Here is a 17300-nt window from a genome sequence, read left to right as displayed (position 1 = left end):
GAAAGGAATCCCTGTGTCCCGTCTCGTCATCGTTTCCAATCGCGTGCCAGCCCCGACAAAGGAGGGCGCGGCCTCCGCTGGCGGACTGGCAGTGGCTCTGAAAGCGGCATTGGAACAGCGCGGCGGCATCTGGATGGGCTGGTCCGGAAAGTCGAGCGAAAACGACGAGCCCGGTCCGCTCTCCCTGACAGAAGAAGGCAAGATCACCTACGCCCTGACCGACCTCACCGGCAAGGATGTCGAGGAGTACTACCACGGCTTCGCCAACCGGGTGCTCTGGCCGATATGTCACTACCGGCTGGATCTCGCGGAGTACGGTCGCAAGGAAATGGCAGGGTATTTTCGCGTCAACCGCTTCTTCGCGCATCGGCTGGCGCCGCTGCTGCGGCCGGACGACATCATCTGGGTGCATGACTACCATCTGATCCCGCTGGCTGCGGAACTCAGGCAGATGGGGTTCAAGAATCGTATCGGCTTCTTCCTGCACATTCCCTGGCCGCCGGCCGATGTGCTCTACACGATGCCGGTTCACGAGGAGATCATGCATGGTCTGGCGGCCTACGATCTCGTCGGCTTTCAGACGGACCATGATCTGGAAAACTTCGCCGGGTGCCTTCGCCGCGAGGACATGGGCGATGCGATCGGGGATGGCCGGTTCACGGCAAACGGCAAGGTTTTCAAGGGCGGCGCTTACGGGATCAGCATCGAAACGGCTGCCTTTGCCGATTTTGCCAAGAAGGCGAGCAGCCATCATCTGGTGCAGCGCGCACGGCAGAGCGTCAAGGACCGCGATCTTATCATCGGCGTCGACCGGCTCGATTACTCGAAGGGCATCACACAGCGGCTGGATGCTTTCGAGCGCTTTATCGTCAACAATCCTGCCCACCAACGGAAAGTCACCTATCTCCAGATCACACCGAAATCCCGATCGGAAGTGCCTGAATACGAGCAGATGCAACGCACCGTCGCGGAGCAGGCCGGCCGCGTCAACGGTGCCTTGGGAACGGTGGACTGGGTGCCGGTCCGCTACATCAACCGCTCCGTCAGCCGCCCGATCCTCGCCGGTCTCTATCGGCTGGCCGAGGTTGGATTGGTCACGCCGCTTCGGGACGGCATGAACCTCGTGGCCAAGGAGTATGTTGCCGCCCAGGACCCGGAGGATCCCGGCGTGCTGGTGCTCTCACGCTTCGCGGGTGCCGCCCGCGAACTGAAGAAGGGTGCCTTGCTGGTCAATCCCTACGACATCGAGGGAACAGCCAACGCACTGGCACGGGCCTTGAACATGCCGCTTGAGGAACGCCAGGAACGTTGGCGGAAGATGATGGACCACCTGCTGGTGCACGATGTATCGCGCTGGTGCCAAGATTTCCTCGATGACCTCGTCGCTTGAGGGTAGCGTCAGTCGATGCCAGCCTCGGCCATCAGCCACGCTGCAAGCAGGTCACTTTGGGCATCGCGCATGTGCCGCGGCAGCAGCAACCAATAGCCTCGATCCGGCGCTTCCAGCGCGGGGCCAGCGGTCTTCAGCATCCCGGTTGCTAGCAGGGAGTCGACCAGGCCCATCCATCCGATTGCAACGCCCTGTTCGCCGATTGCCGCCTGTACCACCAGCGAATAGGTGTTGAAGCTGAGGTCGCCCTGCCCGGCGTGACCATCGCGGCGGACACCAAGCTCCGCCAGATAGGTTCGCCAGTCGAACCAAGGCGACGGTTCCTCGGTATCGAGATGAATCAAACGCGTCCGCGCGAGATCATCAGGCGTCGAGAGGGAGCCGTAGCGATCGAGAAAGCCCTGGGTGCAGACCGGTGCGACCTTTTCCGGCAGGAGCAGAACCGCGCCGCGATCGAATTCGGATCGCCGACCAAAGACCACTGCAATATCGCCGTCGTCCGAACGACCTTTCTCTATTCGTTGTGTCGCGACAATCTGAATGTCGACATCCGGGTAAAGCGTGCGGAATGCGTGCATCCGCGGGATCAGCCAGAGCGAAGAGAATGCGAAGTCCGTCCGCAGTCGGATCGTTGGCCTGTCCGGTTCAGTGCGGAAGCGCCGCGCCAGCTCGTCAATCTCGCTGACGCTCTTTGCCACTACATCGAGCAGGCGTTGGCCCTCCGCCGTCAATTCAACGCCGCGATGTTGTCGTTTCAGGAGGCTCACGCCTAGTTGCTCCTCCAGCCGGCGAACCTGATAGCTGACGGCGGGTTGCGTCAGACCAAGAGCGCTTGCCGCAGCCGACAGACTACCTGTCTTGCCGATCTCGGAGAATATGCGCATCCACCCAAGTTCGACGCGGCGGCTTTCCATAAAAAATCCTTAGAGATGATATCAAAAAATGCCCGCTTCACAGGTCAATTGGTATCGATAATCAATAAAGCAATCAAATGGCACATGCGAGATGAGGCCGAGATTCCTGTTGCGCCTTCCAGTCGATGCGGGCTGGAATAGCGCAGAGCACACGGCTAAGTTCCCGCTCCCGCAAACCGAAGGACGATACGCATGGCGCGCCCGAATATTCTCATTCTGATGGTGGATCAGTTCAATGGCACGCTGTTTCCCGATGGGCCGGCTGATTTTCTCCATGCGCCGCATCTGAAATCCCTGGCGCAGCGTTCGGTGCGTTTTGCCAACACTTACACGGCAAGTCCGCTTTGCGCGCCGGCGCGCGCATCCTTCATGTCCGGGCAATTGCCGAGCCGGACCCGCGTGTATGACAACGCCGCCGAATTCGCGTCCGACATTCCGACATTCGCCCATCACCTGCGGGCGGCGGGCTATCACACCGCCCTTTCCGGAAAGATGCATTTTGTCGGCCCCGACCAGCTGCATGGCTTCGAGGAACGCCTGACCACCGATATCTACCCTGCCGATTTCGGCTGGACACCCGATTACAGCCAGCCCGGCGAGCGCATCGACTGGTGGTACCACAATCTCGGCTCGGTCACCGGTGCCGGCGTGGCCGAAATCACCAACCAGATGGAGTATGACGACGAGGTCGCCTACAACGCGACCCGCAAGCTCTACGACCTCTCGCGCCGTCAGGACGACCGCCCATGGTGCCTGACTGTGAGCTTCACTCACCCGCACGACCCCTATGTCGCTCGCCGCAAGTATTGGGACCTCTACGAGAATTCCCCGGCGCTCGATCCCGAGGTCGGCGCAATTCCGTTCGACGAGCAGGATCCGCATTCTCAGCGCCTGCTGAAGGCCTGCGACTACGACGCATTCGACATCACCCCGGAACAGATCCGCCGCGCGCGCCAAGGCTATTTCGCCAATATCTCCTACATCGACGACAAGATCGGCGAGATCCTTGATGTCCTCGAGCGTGCGCGGATGGCGGACAATACCATCGTGCTGTTCGTTTCCGACCACGGTGACATGCTCGGCGACCGTGGCCTCTGGTTCAAGATGTGCTTCTTCGATGGTTCGTCGCGCGTGCCGCTGACGATTGCGGCGCCCGGCTGGGCACCGGCCTCTATCCGGCAGCCTGCCTCGACGCTCGACGTGACGCCGACGCTTGCGGCACTGGCGGGCATCGACATCGCCAAGCTCGCACCATGGACGGATGGCGAGGATCTGACGCCGCTTGCCACCGGCACCGGCGGTCGTGGCCCGGTGCCGATGGAATATGCCGCCGAGGGGTCGGAAGCCCCGCTCGTCTGCCTGCGCGACGGCCGCTTCAAGCTGACGCTGTGCGAGAAGGACCCGCCGATGCTGTTCGATCTCGAGGCGGACCCAAGGGAATTGAAGAACCTTGCGGGCGATGCGGGATATGCCGATGCTCTCGCCGGATTGACGGCTCAGGCCGAGAAGCGCTGGAACCTGCAGAACTTCGACGCCGACGTGCGCGAAAGCCAGGCGCGCCGGTGGGTGGTCTACGAGGCGTTGCGGAACGGCGCCTACTATCCCTGGGACTACCAGCCGCTGCAGCGGGCTTCCGAGCGCTACATGCGCAATCACATGGATCTGAACGTGCTGGAGGAAAGCCAACGCTATCCGCGCGGCGAGTAGATTGCCGGCGCACACCTTAGCCACTACTGTCCGCATGCAAAACAGGAGGCTTCCATGAAGATCAGTGCACGCAATCGCTTGAAAGGAAAGATCGTCGAGGTGAAGAAGGGTGCGACCACGGCGCACGTCCGCATCGATATCGGCGGCGGTTCCATCGTCACGTCCTCGATCACCAACGAAGCCGTCGATGAACTGGGGCTGGCCGTCGGCGGCGACGCCTATGCGGTCGTCAAGGCCTCTGACGTTATGGTCGCGGTCGACTGATCGTCAGGCCTTCTTGCAATAATGCGCGACGTCGTCGCCGGTCTGGAAATCTCCGGGCTGCGGCGGCGCGATCGGCTTGAACAGCGTGCGATCGGGCTTCAGGTCGAGCAGCGGCGTGCCGTCAAGGCAATCCATCCCGCGAACCAAAAGAACGCCCGCTTCGACCCCTTCCAGCTTGACGATGGAGGTGCCGATCGGATTTGGCCGCACCGGCGAGCGAAGCGAAAAAGTGCCATGCACTTTTCCGCTATTGGCAGGACTTTGCAGAACGAGATCACGACGTGATTGATCAAGCCAATAGAGGATCTCCAGCCGCTCGAAGGCTTCCACGCCCTGGAGTGCCTGCCTCCATGGCTCGAATATCTCGACCTTGCAAAGCGGACCGTCATGCCGCCCCTGGCGCGGCGTCTCCATGCGCGAGGTCCCAGGGGTCAAGATACGCCCGATGAACACCAGCCCCGCATCCGTCGCCGGCGGCAGATCGACCGCGACTTCGTTTTCCCGGATTTCGTTCTCGCGTACCATCAAACGCTCCTGTTCGAAGATACATCATGGCAGATCGGTGTATCCGATCCAATATCACGCGGCCTTGACGGCGTGGTATTCCTTGAGGGCGGCCATCCTGATCGCCGGGTAGCGCTCGGCCTCGTAGCGCAGAGAGAAGCTGTCCTGCGCCAGGAACACCGGGTCGTTATCGAGGTCGCGGGCGATATCGCCGCGACGCGCGGTTATGAATTTTTCGAGCTCTGCCGGCTGATCAGCCGAAATCCAGCGGCACACGGAGAAGCGCGACATTTCAAAGGAGACCGGCAGGCCGTATTCGGCCATCAGGCGCTCCTTCAGAACGTCAAGCTGTAGCGCGCCGACGACGCCAACGATAGCCGGCGAACCATCTTCCGGCGAGAACAGCTGGACGACGCCCTCTTCCGCCATCTGCTGCAGCGCTTCCTTGAGCTTCTTCGCCTTCATGGCGTCTTCCAGACGTACGCGGCGCAGGATTTCCGGCGAGAAGTTCGGCACGCCCTGGAACACCAGCGACTCGCCTTCCGTCAGCGTATCGCCGATGCGCAGCGTTCCGTGATTGGGAATGCCGACGACGTCGCCGGCATAGGCCGTATCCGCAAGCTGCCGCTGCGAGGCAAAGAAGAACTGCGGCGCGGTGAGGCCGAGCTGCTTGCCGGTGCGCGACAGGCGGGCCTTCATGCCGCGCTCGAGCTTGCCCGAGCAGATGCGGGCAAACGCGATGCGGTCGCGATGATTGGGGTCCATGTTCGCCTGGATCTTGAAGACGAAGGCGGTCATCTTGTTGTCGGTCGCCTGCACGGTACGGATGTCGGCGACCTGATCACGGGGCGGCGGGGCGAACTCGCCGAGCGCATCGATAAGGTCGCGCACGCCGAAATTGCGCAGCGCCGAACCGAAGAAGACGGGCGTCAAATGGCCTTCGAGGAAGGCCTTCCTGTCGAAGGGCTTGCATGCCTCGATCGCCAGCGTCGTCTCCTCGATGAACGCGTCACGCTCGTTCTCCGGCAGGCGATGGGCTACCATCTCGGGATCGGTGACCTTGGTCATGATCTCCTGCGTGTCCGAAGCACGCACCTCGTTGTTCGCCAGGTGGTAGGTGCCGCAGAAGGTCTTGGAACGGCCGATCGGCCATGTCACCGGTGCGCAGTCAAGCGCCAGCTTCTCCTCGACTTCGTCAAGAATCTCGAAGGGATCGCGGCTTTCCCGGTCCATCTTGTTGATGAAGGTGATGATCGGAATGTCGCGCATGCGGCAGACTTCGAACAGCTTCAGTGTCCGCGGCTCGATACCCTTGGCGGCATCGATCACCATGACGGCGGCATCGACCGCCGTCAGCGTGCGATAGGTGTCGTCGGCGAAGTCTTCGTGGCCGGGCGTATCGAGGATGTTGAAGACATTGTCCTTGTACTCGAACGTCATGACCGAGGTGACGACCGAGATGCCGCGCTCACGCTCGATCTTCATCCAGTCGGAGCGCGTCTGCATGCGATCCTTCTTTGCCTTGACTTCGCCGGCAAGCTGAATGGCGCCGCCGAACAGCAGCAGCTTTTCGGTGAGCGTGGTCTTACCCGCGTCCGGGTGCGCGATAATAGCGAATGTGCGGCGGCGGGAGACCGCCTCGGCGAGACTTTCGGCCATAATGTGAATCCTGTGGAATTGCGGCGTATCTAGCGATTAAAGCCCGGCATTGCAATTGACCTTGGCGCTTCGGGCGCAAACTAATGCGGCATGACCATTCATGCCGATACGCGCCCGACGCTCAACATCATCCGCCTTGCCAACGGCAAGGACCTCGAACTGCCGGCCTATGAAAGCAAGGGGGCGGCGGGCATGGACCTGCGCGCCGCCGTCGATGCCGACGCGCCGACCATCCTCGCGCCTGGCAAGCGCGCGCTGGTGCCGACCGGTTTCATCTTCGAAATTCCGGAAAGATTCGAGGGCCAGGTGCGTCCGCGCTCCGGCCTCGCCTTCAAGCACGGCCTCACCTGCCTGAATACACCCGGCACCATCGACAGCGACTATCGCGGCGAGGTCAAGGTTCTGCTGATCAACCTCGGCGACGAGCCGTTCGAGATCACCCGGGGCATGCGCATCGCCCAGATGGTAATCGCACCGGCGATTCAGGCTCATATCTGCGAAATCTCCGAGGCGAGTGCCACGGCGCGCGGCGCCGGCGGTTTCGGCTCGACCGGGGTATGACCTCCAAGGGGATCGATCATTCCGGCTTGACCTTCCGCCAAGACTATTTCGGCGACCTTAAGGCATGGCAGGCGCTGGTCGATCTCCTAAAGGACACATTCGATATCGATATCGGCCCATTGCAGCAAATGGGCGGACCCGACCCTAGCAGCATGCCCTTCGGCTGGTTTGACCGCGATGGCCTGCTTGCCGCCAATCTTTCGGCCTTTGCGATGCCCCTCGTCATCAACGGTCGAACACTGAATGCCGCCGCATTCCAATCAGGCGCGGTCCGGCCGCCCTGGCGCAGACGCGGCCTGTATCGCGACCTGACCCGCAAGGCGCTCGCGTGGTGTGAGGAGATGGGCTTCGAAGCGATCGCCCTCTACACGGACAAGCCGTCGCTGTATGAACCCTACGGATTCCGCTCGGTTCCAATGCATGCCTATTCCGGCAAGGCGCCGGCTGTTTCAAAGGCGCAAACGCCAGCCTGTTGCCTCGATCCGCTCGACGCGGCAGACCTCGAGTTGTTGCGCGCAGCTTTGAGAGCCCGCGAACCAGTCTCAGACGTGCTCGCCGTGTGTCAGAGCGCCGCGATGTTTCTCATCAACACACAGCTCGACCCCGGCGTCAGGGTCAGTTGGATGGAACGGGAACAGGCCGCGATTGCCTGGAAGATGGAACCGCCGGGACGTTTGATTCTCCTCGACGTCGTCGCGGCCGATATCCCCTCGCTGACCTCGATCATCGGAGCTCTCGACATAGAGCCTGGCGCCGTCGATGTGTTGTTCTGCCCTGACAAACTCGGGTGGAACGGCGAGGCGCGACCGCTCGACGGCCACACGCACTTCATGATCCGCACACCCGGCGCGATCGCCTTTGATCGACCTGCAATGCTGTCGCCGATGGCCGATTTCTGATCTATCGGTCCCGCGAGAGCGGCGGCAGACGGCGTTTTACCGGTGATGCCTTGACCATCGAGGTGCTGGTCTCGGCCTTCTCGGCCACCTTGTCGAGGATCGCGTCGAGTTCCGCCATGGAGGAAACGACAAGCCGGGCAATGAAACAGTCATCACCCGTCACCTTGTCGCACTCCACGAACTGGGGCGTATCCTGGATGATGCGCTGGACGACATGCAACTGTCCCGGCAGCGGCCGGACGCGCACGATCGCCTGCAGCGGATATCCGAGCGCCGCGGCGTCGATATCAATTGTGAACGCGGCGATGATCCCGCGTTCCTCAAGGCGGCGGAGACGTTCGGCGGCGCTGGGCGAAGAGAGGCCCGCGGCCTGCGCCAGTTCCTTCAAGGAAATGCGGGCATTCTCCGCCAGTGCCTGCAGGATTTTCTGGTCGACCGCATCGATCAAGTTGTCATTAGGCAATACAGACACTTTTCCTCACAAAGATAGGACGATTGCGCAGCGAGCCTAATGGAATCTATATAAGTCACGATGACCCCGCAATATTCTTTCTCCATCAACATGGAGAGATGCGATGCACAGCGAAGTTCGCGCCGGCGCTGCCCAAATGACAGCGGCAATGCTGATTTCAGGAACCATCGGCTGGTTCGTCGTGATGTCCGGCCAGCCTGTGAGCGGCGTGGTGTTCTGGCGCTGCTTCTTTGGGGCGATCAGCCTGCTCGCCGTCTGCGCGGCCATGGGACTGCTGCGACCGGGCGTCATCAGCTTCAAGGCGTTTGGCATCGCGGTCTTCGGCGGAGTTGCCATTGTTCTCAATTGGCTGCTGCTGTTTGCGTCATACGGCCACGCCTCGATTTCGATAGCGACGACCGTCTACAATACGCAACCCTTCATGTTGCTTGCGCTCGGTGCGCTTTTTCTCGGCGAGAAGATCACCGCCGCGAAGCTGTTGTGGCTGACGCTGGCCTTTGGCGGAATGGCGGCCATCGTCGAGGCCAAGCCGGCGACGTCAGCCGAACACGAGGGCTATGCGGCCGGGATCCTTTTGGCGCTTGGCGCTGCGTTTTTCTACGCGCTGGCAGCCCTTGCCGCGAAATGGCTCAAGGGAACGCCGCCGCATCTCATAGCGCTGATACAGGTTGCGACCGGCGTGCTGATGCTGCTGCCGACCGTGAACTTCTCGGACCTGCCAACCGACGGACAGTCCTGGTCAATCCTTGCCACCATGGGCATCGTTCATACAGGGCTGATGTATGTGCTGCTCTACGGAGCGATCCAGAAGCTGCCGATCCATCTGACAGGGGCGCTGTCGTTCATCTATCCGATCGCCGCCATCCTCGTGGACCGGGTGGCCTTCGGACATGCGCTGCAACCGCTTCAGCTCGTTGGTGCAGCGATCATTCTCGTCGCCGCGGCCGGCATGAACCTCGGCTGGACGCCCGCGCAGTTGCTACGTGCGCGGGCAAGCTCATAGGCCAGAGGGCGCCGACGCTATTTCTGCTGCCGCGTCGTTTCGAACAGGAACCAAGTGCGGCGCTCGGCCTCGTCGATCCAGACTTCCAGCAGGCTTGTGGTAGCGAAGTCATTGTGCTCGGAGCAGACATCGTGGGTTTCGCGCAACAGCGATACAAGCTGCCTGTTGTCGTCGCGCAGTTCCGCCAGCATGTCCTCCGGCGTCACATACTCGGCGTCATTGTCATTGATGCGCTGCAGGCGACCGATATGGCCGATGGAGCGCAACGTCGTTCCGCCGATCTTGCGGGCGCGCTCGGCAATCGCGTCGGTCGTGGCAAAGATCTGCTCAGCCTGTTCGTCGAGCATCAGGTGATAGTCGCGGAAATGCGGCCCCGACATATGCCAGTGGAAATTCTTGGTCTTCATGTAGAGCGCGAAGACGTCTGCCAGCAGCGCCGCTAAAGCGGCCGAGATGTCCTGGATGGCATTGCCTTTCAGGTCCGTCGGAGTGGCAAGTGGGGCGAGTTTGCGCTTTTCGGCTGCGTTGAGGCTCATCGATATCTCCTTTGGCGAACAGTAGGTATTGGTCGGTATGGAGGGTTCATTGCCCATTGCCCCTCGGATTTGGTTGTTGGCGCGATGCCGGCCTTCACAGCTTCGACCCCGCCTTGGAACTAGAACCGTCACAACAAGCGTCAATAGCGGCTATGCACTGCAGCCTAGTGACAGAGCGTCACATCCTTGAAATCCCCCGTTTGCAGGCGTAGAAGGCGTCTGAAGCAGGAGCTTGCACCATGTCCTTCACCGCCCTTTTTGCATATGCTGCAGCCCTTTTCATCGCTGCCGCCATCCCCGGACCGGGCATCACGGCGATCGTCGCGCGCGCACTCGGCTCGAATTTTCGCGAGACATTTTTTATGGGCCTCGGTCTAGTGCTTGGTGATATGACCTATCTCACTGCCGTCATTCTCGGCCTCGCTTTCGTGGCGCAGACGTTCACCGAACTCTTCATTGTCATCAAGATCGCCGGTGCGCTTTATCTCTGCTACATCGCTTACAAGCTCTGGACGGCCGGGTTGCTGCCCCACGACATCGCGGCCAGGAAGGCGAGCAATGTCGGCATGAGCTTCCTGTCCGGCCTGCTGGTAACACTCGGCAATCCCAAAACCATGCTCTTCTATGTCGCACTGGTGCCGACTTTGATCGACATCAACAGCATCGGGCTTCGTGAATATGGTGTCCTTTTGACAACCACCTTCGTCGTCCTGCTTGTGGTTTTGGTCCCTTATATGCTGCTTGCGTCACGCGCCCGCATGATGCTGAAGCAACCGCGTGCGCTGGCGGCGCTGAACAAGACGGCGGCAGGTATTCTCGCCGGCACGGCCGCCTTCATCGCCACCCGCGCGGCCTGAAAAATTCATTCGACAAAGCCCGGTTCCTAAAGGATTTTTTCTCGCCTGACCGCTTCTGGCGGATGAACCCACACTGGCCTCCATCCATCTTTGACCCTATTCTCTCCGCACATTTCACCAAGGGAGAGCCTAATGTCGAAGAAACCGGGCCGCGGCCGCATCTATTCCTCGATCACCGAGACCATCGGTGACACGCCAATTGTGCGGCTCGACAAGCTCGCGAAGGCGAAGGGCGTCAAAGCGAACCTCCTGGCGAAGCTGGAATTCTTCAATCCGATTGCTTCCGTGAAGGACCGCATCGGCGTCGCAATGATCGAGTCGCTGGAGTCACAGGGCAAGATTTCGCCCGGCAAGACGACCCTGATCGAGCCGACATCGGGCAATACCGGAATTGCGCTCGCCTTTGCCGCGGCGGCCAAGGGATACAAACTGATCCTGACGATGCCGGAAACCATGTCCGTCGAGCGCCGCAAGATGCTGGCACTGCTCGGCGCCGAACTCGTGCTCACCGAAGGTCCGAAGGGAATGAAGGGCGCGATCGCCAAGGCCGAGGAATTGGCGGCGACACTCCCCGATGCGATTATCCCGCAGCAGTTCGAAAATCCTGCCAATCCAGAAATCCACCGCCGCACGACAGCCGAGGAGATCTGGAACGATACCGACGGTGCGGTCGATATCCTGGTTGCCGGCATCGGCACCGGCGGCACCATCACCGGCGCGGGCCAGGTGCTGAAATCGAAGAAGCCTGGCTTCAAGGTCGTCGCCGTCGAACCTGCGGAATCTCCCGTCCTTTCCGGCGGCCAGCCGGGTCCGCACAAGATCCAGGGCATCGGCGCAGGCTTCGCGCCGGCGATCCTCGATACCCACATCTACGACGAAATCGTCACGGTCAGCAGCCCCGAAGCGCTTGACCTTGCCCGCGAGGTTGCCAGGCTGGAAGGCGTGCCGGTCGGCATTTCCTCGGGCGCAGCCTTGGCCGCCGCAATCAAAATCGGCAGCCGTGAGGAGAACGCGGGGAAAAACATCGTCGTGATCATCCCATCCTTTGCCGAACGTTATCTCTCCACGGCCCTGTTTGAGGGGCTTGGCGGCTAAGCCGGCATTCCTGACGCGGGGCGCTCTCGGCGGGCGCCCCCCTTTCGTTTCAGGCGGGCGTGGTCAGACGTTCGCCGGCGATGCGATAGGAGATCGCCTCGGCGAGGTGGATGCGACCCACCATCTCATTGCCATCGAGATCTGCCAGGGTGCGCGCCACCTTCAGGACACGATGATATCCGCGCGCCGAGAACTTCATTTTTTCGGCTGCGTCGCGGAGCAACTGCAGGCCGGAAGCATCCGGTGCGGCGTATGTCTCGATCATGGCGGTCGAGCAGCGGGCGTTGGTCCCGATTGCCCCCGGGGTCGCCGCCTTGAAGCGATCCCGCTGAATCTCGCGCGCACGGGCGACGCGGCGGGCGATATCCACGCTCCTTTCAGCAGGCATCGGCCGAATGAGATCGAAGGCGGAGACAGCCGGAACATCGATGCGGATGTCGATGCGATCCATTAGCGGGCCTGAAATGCGCGACTGATAGTCCGTCATGCAGCGTGGACCGCGTACGCAACTATGGCCGGGTTCGCCGGCCATGCCGCAGCGACAGGGGTTCATCGCCGCGACGAGCTGGATGTTGGCCGGATAGGCCACACGATGATTGGCGCGGGCGATGATGCATTCGCCTGTTTCGAGCGGTTGCCGCAGAGCATCGAGCGCCTGCGGCGAAAACTCGGGAAACTCATCGAGAAACAGAACGCCATGGTGGGCTAGCGACGCCTCGCCGGGCTTGGCGCGCACACCGCCGCCGACGAGGGCTGCCATGGTGGCGGAATGATGCGGCGTACGGAAGGGGCGTCGATCCGAGAGCTTCCCGCCGGATAATTGTCCGGCTACCGAATGGATCATCGACACTTCCAGAAGCTCGGCAGCGGAAAGCGGCGGTAGGATCGAGGGCAAACGCGCTGCAAGCATGGATTTTCCGGAGCCGGGCGGACCGACCATCAGGAGATTGTGGCCACCGGCCGCCGCCACTTCCAGCGCCCGCTTGGCGCTTTCCTGCCCCTTGATATCGGCAAGATCAGGCAGGCTGACCGTATTGGCGCGGATCGAGGGTTCTGGACGGGAGATAACCTGGGTGCCGCGAAAATGATTGGCGAGCGCGATCAGGCTGCGCGGCGCGAGGATGTCGATATCCGGTCCCGCCCAGGCCGCCTCCGCGCCGCTTTCGGCCGGGCAAATCAATCCCTTGCCGATGGCGTTGGCGCCAATCGCGGCCGGCAGCGCCCCGGCGACGGGGGCGATCGTCCCATCCAGATTGAGTTCGCCAATCACCACGTAGTCGGAGAGTGCATCCGCCGGAATGGCGCCCAAGGCGGCCATCAGGCCAAGGGCGATCGGCAGGTCGAAATGAGAGCCTTCCTTGGGCAGGTCCGCCGGCGCCAGGTTGACAGTAATCTTCTTGGCCGGGAGGGCCAGGCCCGAGGCGTGCAGCGCGGCGTGAACGCGCTCGCGGCTTTCTGCCACCGCCTTATCGGGAAGGCCGACGATCTGGGTGACGACCCGGCCGGGCGCGACCATGACCTGGACCTCGACCGGAACACCCTCAATACCCTGAAATGCAACCGTGCTGACGCGTGCGACCATGCCCCATCCCCTGTGCCGCAACCCACTACACTGCAGTTTAACGACGCATCATTGTCGCCAATTGCAATCTTGCATAGAAACAGGAATGAAACAAGAACAATAAAAGAACAGATTCAAGCCAACGCTGTGGGTAGGTTGTGGCAGGTTGCATAGGCGGAACAAACCGGCCGACGTGTCCCGACCGTATCGAGCGGGAGCATCCGGAAGAGACGAAATGTCCGCAAAACCGCGCGCCCGTTCTCAGCGCGCGGCAACAAAACGATGCCTAGCGCTTCTGCTCGATCGCATCCCACAGCAGGGCGGCGATATCGAAACCGCCAAATTTGCGCACTTCGCGGATGCCGGTCGGCGAGGTGACGTTGATCTCCGTCATGTAGTCGCCGATGACGTCAATGCCGACGAAGAGGAAGCCGCGTTCCTTCAGCGCAGGGCCGATGCGCTTGCAGATTTCGATCTCGCGGGCCGTCAGTTCAGTCGCCTCGGCGCGTCCTCCGACATGCATGTTGGAACGGCTGTCGTGCTCGGCGGGCACGCGATTGATGGCGCCGACGGGCTCGCCGTCGACGAGCAGGATGCGCTTGTCGCCCTTGCGAACATCAGGAAGGTACTGCTGCGCAATGAAAGGTTCACGGAAGAGTTGACCGAACATTTCTAGCAGGGACGACAGGTTGCGGTCGTCCTTTGTCGAATGAAAAACGCCGGCGCCGCCGTTGCCGTAGAGCGGCTTCAGGATAATGTCGCCCATCTCGTCTCGGAAGCGGCGAATTTCCGCTGCATCCTTGGTGATCAGCGTCTTCGGCATCAGATCGGCAAATTCGGTGACGAAGATCTTTTCGGGAGAGTTCCGAACCCAGGCCGGATCATTGACGACCAGCGTCTTCGGATGGATCCGCTCCAGCAGGTGGGTCGAGGTGATATAGGCCATGTCGAACGGCGGATCCTGGCGAAGCAGGATCACGTCCATGGTGGAAAGGTCGACGCGTTCGGGCGCCCCGAGCTCGAAATGATCGCCCTTGACGTCGCGCAACACCATCGGCTCCACCGTGGCGTACAGATTGCCGTCCCGGAAGCTCAGGCGCTCAGGCGTGTAATGGAAAAGCTTGTAGCCGCGAGCCTGCGCTTCCAGGCTCATCGCAAATGTGGAATCGCCCGCGATATTGATGCCGGCGACATGGTCCATCTGGACCGCTACATTCCTGATCTTAGCCATTTCCGTCCCTTAGCTGATGCGGACAGATGTAGGCTGCGGATGCCCCGAAAGCAACGTCAATCAACGGCTTCGTTGTGGCGGGACGGGAAATCGTCAGGCGGCGATGCCGCTCTTTTGGACGTCGCCGCGCAACAGGCTCTTCAGCCGGTAGGCGAGCGCGACCGGCTTCGGGAACGGCTTCCTCAGGAACGCAACCTTGCGCACGTAACTGTCCACGCGCCAGCTGGCCCAGGTGCCCGCAGCGAAGAAGGCAACATCGCCGGCTTGCAGTGTCCGCTCCGTGCCGTCCCCGGCAACGATATGGACGCCGCCTTCGAGGATCATCACCGTTTCGTCCCAGTAGAAGTGCCAACGGAATTCGCCGGCCGTGCAATCCCAGATCGCCGTATAGGCTGCATCGTCATTGCTGCGAGAATGCTCGCCGGTGCGCGCCTGAGGGTTACCGCTGATCACCCAATCCGGATTGATCGGCGTCGCGCGCATGTCGAAAGTATCGCCGGACTTCGCCACGAATGTCTTTGCTTGCGGCTGCGGCAGGCTCGGAAAGGGCACCACGCGCGCCGCCATCGCGACCACGCTTGCCAGCATCATATGAATACCCATGAGCCCCCCAGCTATCCAATCCGTGTCGGGATAGCAGAGAGTCGTAAAGGCACCGTACAGGCGATCCGTACAATTTTAAGGATCAGTGAGGCGTCAGGCGATTTCCGTTTTGACCACGGCGGCCGGCGAAGCTGCCGGCTCGCCGATGCGCTTGCCCGTCTCGTGATTGAAGAAATGCAGCCGCTCTGCGCCGATGACCAGCCGTAGTTCGGACTTCAGCTCCGCCTCAGGCGACAGGACCGCGGTCAACTGCTGATCGCCAAGACTTCCGTGCACCAGACGCTGTGAACCCAACTCTTCGACATAGTCGATCGCGACCGTCATGGCATGTTCACCGGCACGGGCAAGGCGGAGGTCTTCGGCGCGAATCCCGACCGTGACCGGACCCGACGTCGGCGCGCTGCCGGCAAGGTCAATCAGGCTCGGGCCGAGCGCCAGTTTGTCGCCATGCAACTCGCCCTTAAGGAGGTTCATGGCCGGCGAGCCGATGAAGCTGGCGACAAAGGTGGAAGCCGGGCGATGGTAGACCTCGAGCGGTGTGCCGATCTGCTCGATTTCACCATGGCTCAGAACCACGAGGCGATCGGCGAGCGTCATCGCTTCCAGCTGGTCGTGGGTGACATAGAGCGAGGTGGTGCCGAGGCGGCGCTGCAGGCGCTTGATTTCGCCGCGCATGGAAACGCGCAGCTTGGCATCGAGATTCGACAGCGGTTCATCGAACAGGAAGGCGGCCGGCTTGCGGACGATGGCGCGGCCCATGGCGACGCGCTGGCGCTGACCGCCCGACAGCGCGCGCGGGCGGCGATCGAGATAGGGCTCGAGCTGCAGCATGCGGGCGGCCTCGGCGACGCGCGCGTCGATTTCCGACTTCGGCGTCTTGCGGTTCTTCAGGCCGTATTCAAGGTTCTCGCGCACCGTCATGTGCGGATAGAGCGCATAGTTCTGGAAGACCATGGCGATGTCGCGATCGGCAGGGTCGACGCTGTTGACCACGCGGTTGCCGATGCTGACGGTGCCGTCGGAGATTTCCTCGAGACCCGCCACCATGCGCAGTAGCGTGGACTTGCCGCAACCGGACGGGCCGACGAGGACGATGAACTCACCATCGGCGATCGAGATATCGACGCCGTTCACGGCGCGAACGCCGCCATGATAATCCTTGCAGACCTTCGAGATTTCGATCCGTGCCATGTTTCTTCCTTACTTATCGCTCTCGGTGAGGCCCTTGATGAACCATCTCTGGAAAATCACGACGATCAGCACCGGCGGCAGCATGGCCAGCACGGCGAGTGCAAAGGCTTCGTTGTAATCGGGAATTTGCGAACCGACCCAGACCTGCAGGATCGACTTGATGCCGCGCATGAGCGTGAAGAAGCTCTCGTCGGTGGTCATCAGCATGGGCCAGAGATACTGGTTCCAGCCATAGACGAACATGATGATGAAGATCGCCGCCATCATCGTGCGCGACAGCGGGATCAGGATATCGACGAAGAACTTGAACGGCCCGGCGCCATCGATGCGGGCCGCCTCCAAGAGTTCCTCGGGAACGGACTTGAAGAACTGACGGAAATAGAAGGTGCCGGTCGCCGACGCCAGCAGCGGCACGATCAGGCCGGTGTAGGTGTTCAGCAGCCCGAGTTTGCTCATCACCTCATAGGACGGCATGATGCGCACTTCGAGCGGCAGCAGCAACGTCGTGAAGATGATCCAGAAGGCGAGCGTCGCAAAGCGAAAGCGGAAATAGACGATGGCGTAGGCCGCCATCATCGACAGCACGATCTTGCCGACGGCAAAGCCGATGCCGAGGATGAGCGAGTTCAGCACCATGTTGAGGCCGGTGACCTGGCCGGTGAAGCCGCCCTTCTGGGTCAGGACCTTCTCATAGGTGCCGACGAAATTGTCGCCGGGGAGCAGCATCAGGCCCTTGGTGTGGATTTCGGCCGCCTCGTGGGTCGAGGTCATGAAGGCCACGATCACGGGCACGATCAGGAACAGCGAACCGAGGATCAGGATCAGATGGTCGAGGGGTTTCGTCTTATACATG

Annotated in this window: 18 protein-coding genes; 8 read left to right on the top strand and 10 right to left on the bottom strand. The window is 61.5% G+C overall.

Translation table 11 applies throughout. The features are described 5' to 3' along the window. Positions 1 to 13: 13 nt before the first annotated feature. Entirely contained in the window at positions 14 to 1390 is a 1377-nt protein-coding gene (otsA, locus tag FHT76_RS15740) for an alpha,alpha-trehalose-phosphate synthase (UDP-forming) (protein ID WP_183860609.1), read from the top strand. A gap of 8 nt (positions 1391 to 1398) precedes the next feature. Here otsA and FHT76_RS15735 read toward each other — a convergent pair whose 3' ends face one another. Beyond that, positions 1399 to 2304 carry a choline sulfate utilization transcriptional regulator gene (locus FHT76_RS15735; protein ID WP_183860610.1) on the bottom strand — a complete coding sequence of 302 codons (906 nt, stop codon included), beginning with the start codon at positions 2302 to 2304 and terminating at the stop codon, positions 1399 to 1401. 192 nt (positions 2305 to 2496) lie between these two features. On the opposite strand from FHT76_RS15735, the gene betC reads away from it, so the two are divergent. Next, positions 2497 to 4011, top strand: coding sequence for a choline-sulfatase (gene betC, locus FHT76_RS15730; RefSeq protein WP_183860613.1), 1515 nt, complete (start codon positions 2497 to 2499; stop codon positions 4009 to 4011). Between the two features lie 54 nt (positions 4012 to 4065). Next, positions 4066 to 4275, top strand: a complete 210-nt coding sequence (locus FHT76_RS15725) for a molybdopterin-binding protein (protein WP_016552447.1) — start codon at positions 4066 to 4068, stop codon at positions 4273 to 4275. Between the two features lie 3 nt (positions 4276 to 4278). Here the strand turns inward: FHT76_RS15725 and tsaA are convergent, their stop codons facing one another. Continuing rightward, positions 4279 to 4800, bottom strand: coding sequence for a tRNA (N6-threonylcarbamoyladenosine(37)-N6)-methyltransferase TrmO (gene tsaA, locus FHT76_RS15720; RefSeq protein WP_259185679.1), 522 nt, complete (start codon positions 4798 to 4800; stop codon positions 4279 to 4281). A gap of 54 nt (positions 4801 to 4854) precedes the next feature. Next, entirely contained in the window at positions 4855 to 6438 is a 1584-nt protein-coding gene (locus FHT76_RS15715) for a peptide chain release factor 3 (protein WP_183860616.1), read from the bottom strand. A gap of 90 nt (positions 6439 to 6528) precedes the next feature. Here FHT76_RS15715 and dut point away from each other — a divergent pair, with 90 nt between their 5' ends. Both dut and FHT76_RS15705 read left to right on the top strand, forming a co-directional pair. Further along, positions 6529 to 6999: a dUTP diphosphatase gene (gene dut, locus FHT76_RS15710; RefSeq protein ID WP_183860618.1), complete on the top strand. Its 471-nt coding sequence runs from the start codon at positions 6529 to 6531 to the stop codon at positions 6997 to 6999. Then, on the top strand, positions 6996 to 7898 hold the full coding sequence (locus FHT76_RS15705) for a GNAT family N-acetyltransferase (RefSeq protein ID WP_183860620.1): 903 nt from the start codon (positions 6996 to 6998) through the stop codon (positions 7896 to 7898). The genes dut and FHT76_RS15705 overlap by 4 nt, the downstream gene beginning before the upstream one ends. 1 nt (position 7899) lies before the next feature. Here the strand turns inward: FHT76_RS15705 and FHT76_RS15700 are convergent, their stop codons facing one another. Further along, positions 7900 to 8370: an Lrp/AsnC family transcriptional regulator gene (locus tag FHT76_RS15700; RefSeq protein WP_405049255.1), complete on the bottom strand. Its 471-nt coding sequence runs from the start codon at positions 8368 to 8370 to the stop codon at positions 7900 to 7902. A gap of 103 nt (positions 8371 to 8473) precedes the next feature. On the opposite strand from FHT76_RS15700, the gene FHT76_RS15695 reads away from it, so the two are divergent. Then, a complete protein-coding gene (locus FHT76_RS15695; RefSeq protein WP_183860622.1) occupies positions 8474 to 9373 on the top strand; it encodes a DMT family transporter in 900 nt (299 codons plus the stop codon). 17 nt (positions 9374 to 9390) lie between these two features. Here the strand turns inward: FHT76_RS15695 and FHT76_RS15690 are convergent, their stop codons facing one another. Further along, positions 9391 to 9909: a Dps family protein gene (locus FHT76_RS15690; protein ID WP_016552437.1), complete on the bottom strand. Its 519-nt coding sequence runs from the start codon at positions 9907 to 9909 to the stop codon at positions 9391 to 9393. Between the two features lie 239 nt (positions 9910 to 10148). On the opposite strand from FHT76_RS15690, the gene FHT76_RS15685 reads away from it, so the two are divergent. Then, positions 10149 to 10766: a LysE family translocator gene (locus FHT76_RS15685; RefSeq protein ID WP_183860623.1), complete on the top strand. Its 618-nt coding sequence runs from the start codon at positions 10149 to 10151 to the stop codon at positions 10764 to 10766. A gap of 132 nt (positions 10767 to 10898) precedes the next feature. Then, positions 10899 to 11861, top strand: a complete 963-nt coding sequence (cysK, locus tag FHT76_RS15680; RefSeq protein ID WP_183860625.1) for a cysteine synthase A — start codon at positions 10899 to 10901, stop codon at positions 11859 to 11861. Between the two features lie 49 nt (positions 11862 to 11910). On the opposite strand, the gene FHT76_RS15675 is transcribed toward cysK, so the two are convergent. The 5 genes from FHT76_RS15675 to ugpE all read right to left on the bottom strand — a co-directional run bounded on the left by FHT76_RS15675 (position 11911) and on the right by ugpE (position 17299). After that, positions 11911 to 13443, bottom strand: a complete 1533-nt coding sequence (locus FHT76_RS15675; RefSeq protein WP_259126388.1) for a YifB family Mg chelatase-like AAA ATPase — start codon at positions 13441 to 13443, stop codon at positions 11911 to 11913. Positions 13444 to 13708: 265 nt separating this feature from the next. Beyond that, the gene (gshB, locus tag FHT76_RS15670; protein ID WP_183860629.1) at positions 13709 to 14653 is read right to left on the bottom strand and encodes a glutathione synthase; all 945 of its coding nucleotides are present in this window, start codon (positions 14651 to 14653) and stop codon (positions 13709 to 13711) included. 93 nt (positions 14654 to 14746) lie between these two features. Then, entirely contained in the window at positions 14747 to 15256 is a 510-nt protein-coding gene (locus tag FHT76_RS15665) for a cupin domain-containing protein (protein WP_183860630.1), read from the bottom strand. Positions 15257 to 15349: 93 nt separating this feature from the next. Next, positions 15350 to 16447 (bottom strand): ABC transporter ATP-binding protein, encoded by a 1098-nt coding sequence (locus FHT76_RS15660; RefSeq protein ID WP_183860632.1) that lies wholly within the window; start codon positions 16445 to 16447, stop codon positions 15350 to 15352. Between the two features lie 9 nt (positions 16448 to 16456). Then, the gene (ugpE, locus tag FHT76_RS15655; protein ID WP_183753368.1) at positions 16457 to 17299 is read right to left on the bottom strand and encodes a sn-glycerol-3-phosphate ABC transporter permease UgpE; all 843 of its coding nucleotides are present in this window, start codon (positions 17297 to 17299) and stop codon (positions 16457 to 16459) included. Position 17300: the final 1 nt, after the last annotated feature.

This window comes from Rhizobium sp. BK176 (genome assembly GCF_024808055.1).
This window is presented reverse-complemented; position numbering and strand designations above follow the sequence as displayed.